Below are 6,647 nucleotides of genomic sequence, written 5' to 3'. Positions count from 1 at the left end.
CCGCGCGGCTCGTCCAGCCTCCCGGCGCGCGGCGGCTCGTCGCGCCCGCGGTCGGCGCGCACCGGCGCGGTGCGCTCCGTGGGCGGCGCCACGTTCCGGATCGGCGGTCGGCTCCGCGCGCCCTCGGGCGGACGGCTCCTGGCGCCCTCGGGCAGCGGCCTGCCGCCCTCCGGGGGCGTCTGCCTGCCGTCGCGCTCGCCCTCCACCGGGCCGCGCCTGGGCGGGAGCCGGTCCCCGCCGGCGGGCGCTCTGCGCGCGGAGGGGTCCCGTGGCGGGACGGGGCGCCTCCCGAACCCGTCGGGGTCGCCCTGCCTCGGCGGCCGGTTGTCCACTCGCACTCCCTCCCTCTTCGCACCGGTACACCCCTGGTGACGCACCGGAGGGGCTCCGGGTTGCGCCCATAGAGTGGCACAGCGCGCTGCGCGAGCGGTGCTACCGCCTTGTTACGGCCTTTGGCCAGGTGAGCGGACCGATTGTGAACCTCCCCATGCGCGCTTCGTAGACTGTGCCCCCGTGCTGACCATGCAGGACGCGCTGCTCGCGCTGACCAGGTACTGGACCGAACGGGGTTGCGTCGTCGTGCAGCCCTACAACACCGAGGTCGGGGCGGGGACGCTCAACCCCGCGACCGTGCTGCGCGTGCTCGGTCCCGAGCCGTGGCGGGTGTCCTACGTGGAGCCCAGCGTGCGGCCCGACGACGCCCGCTACGGCGAGAACCCCAACCGGCTCCAGACCCACACCCAGTTCCAGGTCATCCTCAAGCCCGACCCCGGCAACCCCCAGGAGCTGTACCTGGGCAGCCTCGCCGCGCTCGGCATCGACGTGCGCGCCCACGACGTGCGGTTCGTCGAGGACAACTGGGCCTCGCCCGCGCTCGGCGCGTGGGGCCTGGGCTGGGAGGTCTGGCTGGACGGCCTGGAGATCACCCAGTTCACGTACTTCCAGCAGGCGGGCGGCATGTCGCTCGACCCGGTGTCGGTGGAGATCACCTACGGCATCGAGCGGATCATGATGGCGCTGCAGGGCGTGTCCCACTTCAAGGACATCGCCTACGCGCCCGGCATCTCCTACGGCGAGGCGTTCGGCCAGGCCGAGTACGAGATGAGCCGCTACTACCTGGACGACGCGGACGTCGAGGCGAACAAGCGGCTGTTCGAGGAGTACGCCTCCGAGGCCAGGCGGATGCTGGACGCCCGCCTGCCCGTGCCCGCGCACAACTACGTGCTCAAGTGCTCGCACACGTTCAACGTGCTCGACGCGCGCGGCGCGATCAGCACCACGGAGCGGGCGCGCGCGTTCGCCAGGATGCGCGGGCTGGCCCGCGAGGTGTCGCAGCTGTGGGCGGCCCGCCGCGAGGAGCAGGGGCACCCGCTCGGCCTGGTCGAGGCGCTGCCCGCCGCGCCCAAGCCGACCTCCTTCGCCGACGTCGACGGCGCGCGCACGCTGCTGTTCGAGATCGGCACCGAGGAGCTGCCGCCGCACGAGGTGACCCGCACCACGCAGGCCGTGCGCGAGGCGGTCGCCGCCAAGCTCGGCGCGACCAGGCTCGCCACCGGCGAGGTCGCCGCGCACGGCACGCCCCGGCGCGTGGTCGTCGTGGTGCCGGACGTGCAGCCGCGCGAGCCCGACGCCGAGCGCACCGCGCGCGGCCCCCGCGTCTCGGCCGCGTTCGACGCCGACGGCAACCCCACCAAGGCCGCGCAGGGCTTCGCGCGCGGGCAGGGCGTCGACGTGTCCGAGCTGGGCCGCGTGGTCGAGAACGGCGTCGAGCACGTCGCGCTGACCAGGACCGTCGCCGGTCGCGGCGCGGTCGAGGTGCTCAGCGGGGTGCTCGGCGAGGTCGTGACCGAGCTGCGCGCCGAGAAGAACATGAAGTGGAGCGACCCGAAGCTGTCGTTCACCCGCCCCGTGCGCTGGCTGCTCGCCCTGCTCGGCGACACCCCGGTGCCGGTGGTGGCGTCCGCGCTGGCCTCCGGGACCACCACGCGGGTGCACCGCACCGCCGACCAGCCCGTGGTGGAGGTCTCCTCCGCCGACGGCTACCGGGAGTTCCTGGCCGGGCACGGCGTGGTGCTGTCCGCCGACGACCGGCGCGCCGAGATCGTGCGCAGGGCGCAGGAGCTGGCCGCGTCGGTCGGCGGCTCGGTGGACCTGGACGGCGTGCTGGACGAGGTGACCAACCTGGTCGAGCAGCCGACCCCGATCCTGGGGTCGTTCAACGCCGACTACCTGGAGCTGCCCGCGCAGATCCTCACCACGGTGATGCGCAAGCACCAGCGGTACCTGCCGGTCCGGGCCGCCGACGGCTCGCTGCTGCCGCACTTCGTGGCCGTCGCCAACGGCGAGGTCGACGAGGACCTGGTGCGCGCGGGCAACGAGGCCGTGCTGCGGGCCCGCTACGAGGACGCCGCGTTCTTCTGGCGCGCCGACCTGCGCACGCCGCTGGAGACGATGAAGGCCGGGCTGGACAAGCTCACCTTCGCCGACAAGCTCGGCTCCATGTCCGACCGCAGCGCCCGCATCGCCGCGCTCGCCGAACGGCTCGCCGAGGTCGTCGGCGCGGGCGACGACACGCTGCGCCGGGCCGGCGAGCTGGCCAAGTTCGACCTCGGCTCGCAGATGGTCATCGAGCTGTCCAGCCTCGCCGGGACCATGGCCCGCGAGTACGCGGTCCGCGCGGGCGAGACCCCCGAGGTGGCGCAGGCGCTGTACGAGATGGAGCTGCCCCGCTCCGCCGGTGACGCGACGCCCGCGTCCACTGCGGGCGCGCTGCTCTCCCTCGGCGACCGGTTCGACCTGCTCGCGGGCCTGTTCGCCACCGGGGCCAACCCGACCGGCAGCTCCGACCCGTTCGGCCTGCGGCGGGCCGCGCTCGGCGCGGTGAGCGTGCTGCGGCACTTCCCCGAGCTGCGCGCCATCACCCTGCCCGCGGCGCTGGAGCTGGCCGCCGCGGGCCTGCCCGAGGGCGTCGCGCTGTCCGACGAGGCCCTCGAGGGCGCGCGGGAGTTCGCGGTCCGCCGGTACGAGCAGCAGTTGCTCGACGCCGGGCACGACCACCGCCACGTCAACGCCGTGCTCGTGCTGGCCGACGCGCCCGCCGTCGCGGACGAGACCCTGGCCGAGCTGACCGCGCTGGTCGGCGACGAGGCGTTCACCGCGCTCGTGGCCGCGCTGCAGCGGGTCCGCCGGATCGTGCCCGCGGGCACCTCGGGCGGCTACGACCCGAGCGCCCTGCGCGAGCCCGCCGAGCTGGCGCTGCACGAGGCGCTCGGCTCGGTCAAGCCGGACGGCGAGGGCCTCGCGGCCTTCGTCGCCGCCGCCGCGCCGCTCACCGGGCCGGTCAACCGGTTCTTCGACGACGTGCTGGTGATGGCCGAGGAGCCCGAGCTGCGGGCCGCCCGCCTCGGCCTGCTGGCGACCATCCGCGACCTGGCCGCGCCCGTGCTGGCCTGGCAGGAGCTGCCGTCCTGACCTGAGCGCGGTCCTGGCGCGAGCGGCCCCCGCGCTGCGCAGCAGTGCGGGGGCCGGCAGCCGGTGCACCTCGGCCCTCGCTGCGGCTCAGCGGGTGTGTTCTTCTTCGGCCAGCGGCCCCGCACTCCAGGAGTGCGGGGCCGCGCGCCGGTCGAGGGGGAGCTAGATCAGCCCGCCGCCCCTGGTCACCGCGCCCTAGGCGTCGACGATGCCGTGGCCGTAGAAGCCGTTGAACTTCGCGTCGCCCACGCAGGTCGCGTCGAACTCGGCCGAGCGGCCGACGTTCACGTACGACACCGTCCTGGGCACCGGGCACGGCCGCTTGGTCGCGGTCCCGGTCAGCACGGTCTTCACCTTGTCCGGAGCCATGGTCAGCGTGCCGGGGTGCTTCTTGTCGTTCTTGCCGTACTGGCTGACCACCAGCGCGGCCACGCCGGACGCGTGCGGGGCGGCCATCGAGGTGCCCTGCAGGAACTGGTAGTACGCGCAGGTCCCGGTCGAGCAGTCCTTCTTGACGCCCGCCGACTCACCGGCCGGGGTGAGGTTGCCGTCCGCGTCGATCGCGCCGTCGGCCAGGGCCACGTTGCGCGGGTAGGTCGACAGGACCAGGTTCTCGTTCGTGCGGTACCAGTCGGTGCCCAGGCCGTCGCGGAAGTACCCGCCGGGCGCGGACAGCTCGGTCTGCTCGGTGCCGTAGTTCGAGAAGTCGGCCTTCGTCAGCGACGGGCCGAGCGCCGACACCGAGATGACGTGGTCGCCCTCGGTCGGCAGGTTCAGGCAGCTGGAGTCCACCGGGCGCGGCCGGGCGTGGCCGGGCGGGTAGTTCGGGCTGACCACGTCGGTCCTCGGGTTGCCGAGGTCCTCGTGGTTGTTGCCGCCGGCGCCGATCAGCGTGACGCCCTTGCCGTGCGCGTAGTTCAGGGCGCGCTGCACCGCGGTGATGGTGGTGCGCTGCTCCAGCTGCTCCTCGGCGGTGGCCGTGGGGTCGTTGCCGCAGTTCATGTACCACGGGTCGACGTAGAAGGACATGTTCACCACGTCCAGGCCCGCGTCCGCGCTGTAGGTGAGCGCGTCGACGACCGGCTGCAGGAAGAACGTGCCCGAGTCCTGGCCCGCCCGCACGTTCACCAGGGTGACGTTCGGGGCGACGCCGGAGACGCCGGAGCCGTTGGCCGCCGCGCCGATGGTGCCCGCGACGTGCGTGCCGTGGCCGCCGTCGTCGTGGTCCGCCGGGTCGACGCAGCCCCGGAACTCGCACGGGCCGTCGAACTCGCCGCCGTCCGCGTCGTAGGGCAGGTCGACGGTGAAGTTGCGGGACAGCTCGCGGTCGAAGTTCGGCGCGATGTCCGGGTGGTTGCCGTCGACGCCGGTGTCGATCACGCCGACCTTGACCCGCTTGTCGCCGGGCTGCTTGGCGCGGGCGATGTCGGAGCGCACCGCGCGCAGGCCCCACAGGTCGCTGTCCAGCGGGTCCAGACCGGCCTGGGCGGCGGTGGCCTCGCGGGACGCGGAAGGGGCCTTCGCCGCGCCCAGCGCGGTGTTCTCCTTCTCCACGTCGGACCACTCGCGGTTGCCTGCGGAACCGGGCGTGCGGCCGATCGGCTTGGCCGTGGCCGCGCCCAGCACCGACGGCGAGGCGGAGACGCGCCCGGCGAAACCGGACTCCGGCGCCCGCACGACCAGCATCCCGACCGCGCTGTTCTCGCGGACCAGGTGGCCGCCCGCAGCGCGCACCGCCGCGACCGCGGCGTCCCGGCTGGCCCCGTCCTCGACCAGCACGGTGTACTCGGTGGTGGCCTGCTCGGCGGCGGCGGGCGTCGTCGCGGCGGCGACGAGTGCGGCGGCTCCCACCAGCACCAGCGCGGGGTGGGCGATTCTGCGTGATCTCACCTGAGCTGTCTCCTCACACCCGTTCGACGTCGGGTCGGGCGTCACCTTGACACAGAAAGCGATCGTGGTCAGGGTCCGTTCGTCGGACACCGAAGCGTAGTGGGGTATGCACCCTGAGTGATTTGCCCACGGTGGGTAACAATTCTCCGACCTGCGGCGATGTCGCGTGGAAGGTCATGGACGGCCTCGGCGGGGCAGCGCTGGACCGGTCGGCCGCACCCCGCTGCCCGGCCCGCGCCCCTGGTCGGGGAAGGTGGCTTCGGAATCCCGCCCACCCGTGCGGGTGAACGCGCGAGGGGTTGGCTTGATGCGAAGGCTCGGGAGGGCGCTCTGCGCCGGACTGCCCGCGCTGCTGCTCGCGGCCTGCGGGGGGACCGCCGGACCGCCGGAGCGCCCGACCAGGCCGCTCGTCGGCGTGATCCTGCCCGACACCGAGTCCTCCGCCCGCTGGGAGGAGCAGGACCGGCCGCAGCTCCTGCGCGCCCTGGAGGCCGAGGGGCTCGACCCGGTCGTCGAGAACGCCCGCAACGACGAGTTCCGGTTCGCCAGCATCGCCGACGACCTGATCGCCAGGGGCGTCGCGGTCCTGCTGATCACCCCGCTGACCCCCGAGGGCGGGGCCACCGTCGAGCACAAGGCGCGCAAGGCGGGCATCCCCGTCATCGACTACGACCGGTTCAGCGTCGGCGGGGCCGCCGACTACCACGTGTCCTTCGACAACGAGGCCGTCGGCGAGCTCCAGGCGCGCGGGCTCGTGGACTGCCTGGGGGACCGGCGGGGCGCGCGGGTCATCGAGCTGCAGGGCGCGCCGCAGGACAACAACGCCATGCAGTTCGCCGACGGGCAGCGCCGCGTCCTCGGCCCCCGCTACGAGCGCGGCGACTACCGGCTCGCGGCCAGCACGAGCGCCGACCGCTGGGACCCGCTGCTCGGGCGGGCCCGGTTCGAGCAGGCGCTCAACGACAGCGGCGGGCGAGTCGACGGGGTCCTCGCGGCCAACGACCGGCTCGCCGCCGCCGCCATCCAGGTGCTGCGCGCCAGGGGACTGGCCGGGAAGGTGCCGGTGACCGGGCAGGACGCCACGGTGGACGGGTTGCGCGCGGTGCTGCGCGGCGAGCAGTGCATGACGGTGCACAAGTCCATCCGGGACGAGGCGGAGGCGGCGGCCCGGCTCGCCTCGGCGCTCGCGGACGGGGACGTGGCGCGCGCGGACGCGCTGGCGAGCGCGACCACCGAGGACCCGACGAACGGGCGCCGGGTGAAGGCGGTGCTGCTGGGGGCGGTGC

At 74.3% G+C, this 6,647-nt stretch carries 3 protein-coding genes and 1 pseudogene; 2 read left to right on the top strand and 2 right to left on the bottom strand.

Annotated features, from left to right (window positions below):
• Positions 1-206: pseudogene (locus ACTUAL_RS10210) on the bottom strand (hypothetical protein); the annotation flags it as partial.
• 316 nt (positions 207-522) lie between these two features.
• Here ACTUAL_RS10210 and ACTUAL_RS10205 point away from each other — a divergent pair.
• Entirely contained in the window at positions 523-3,471 is a 2,949-nt protein-coding gene (locus ACTUAL_RS10205) for a glycine--tRNA ligase (protein ID WP_440900102.1), read from the top strand.
• 195 nt (positions 3,472-3,666) lie between these two features.
• Here the strand turns inward: ACTUAL_RS10205 and ACTUAL_RS10200 are convergent, their stop codons facing one another.
• Entirely contained in the window at positions 3,667-5,361 is a 1,695-nt protein-coding gene (locus ACTUAL_RS10200) for a S8 family serine peptidase (RefSeq protein WP_440900101.1), read from the bottom strand.
• 307 nt (positions 5,362-5,668) lie between these two features.
• On the opposite strand from ACTUAL_RS10200, the gene ACTUAL_RS10195 reads away from it, so the two are divergent.
• Positions 5,669-6,647 (top strand): sugar ABC transporter substrate-binding protein (locus ACTUAL_RS10195; RefSeq protein ID WP_440900100.1); only part of this gene is annotated, 979 nt, incomplete at its 3' end.

It is taken from the genome of Actinosynnema sp., assembly GCF_052038725.1.
Note: the sequence above shows the minus strand (reverse complement) of the source record. Positions and strands in the feature narration are given on the sequence as shown.